Source organism: Pseudaeromonas pectinilytica, assembly GCF_054780855.1.
The window spans coordinates 1-816 of the sequence record NZ_BAAGVN010000175.1 but is presented as its reverse complement, the minus strand read 5'-3'; the positions used below and the strand labels follow the sequence as shown (position 1 = coordinate 816).

1 protein-coding gene is annotated in these 816 nt (G+C 51.1%); it reads left to right on the top strand.

Going from position 1 to position 816, the window contains the following annotated elements:
- On the top strand, window positions 1-691 hold a 691-nt coding region (locus tag ACYVG7_RS10055), incomplete at its 5' end, for a helix-turn-helix transcriptional regulator (protein ID WP_460882991.1).
- Window positions 692-816: the final 125 nt, after the last annotated feature.

Below are 816 nucleotides of genomic sequence, written 5' to 3'. Positions count from 1 at the left end.
CCCATTCGGCAGGCCGTCAACTAAGCCCGCCCGGCGGGTTGGGGAGCGAGTATCCGACTTTGGATTTGATCAACAAGGCCACTTTCTCTCCATCCATGCCTTGGTTCGTCATTATCTGGTGGTGCAAAATATCAATCTGGGACTGATGTTTGAGCAACGGTTGACTCCCGCTGAATTACGGCGGCTGAAGGATATTTTTGCCTGCCCGATCCAGCAGGGTACAGAAAATAGTTTATTGCTCGATGGTCGCTGGCTGGATGTTCCATACGCTGGTTTTAACCGTTCATTGCAATCCTATCAGTTGGCCAATGCCGAGAGCTGTTTATTCAATTTGCACCCGGTTACCAATCTGGTCTCCGAGGTTCGGCATTTATTATTACAGCGTTTGTGGCAATCCGATGATGTAGCGTTGGAGTCTGAATCAGTCCAGAGTTGGATCTGTGCGCGGTTGAATATGACGCGTTGGACCCTGATGCGGCGCTTACAGCAAGAAGGGCAGCCGTTCTCGGCCTTGTACAGCAATATTCGTAGCGAGGAAGCGTGTCGCTTGCTGCGGAATAGCCAACATTCCATGCTGGAGATCAGCCAGCAGCTCGGTTTTGTGAATCAGAGCAGTTTTACCCGGTTCTTCAAGGAGCAGTTCAATTGCACACCACTGCATTACCGGCAGCAATGGCGAACAACATCATGATGTTTTCCCGCCCGCCAAGATGTTCGGGTGTCAGCCTCCCTGGACCAGGGCGGGAGCACACTTTGTTGATCTTTTAACCAAAGAATAACTGAGCCCGATAGTCGTCATTCCAGCCGGCTCTTTTT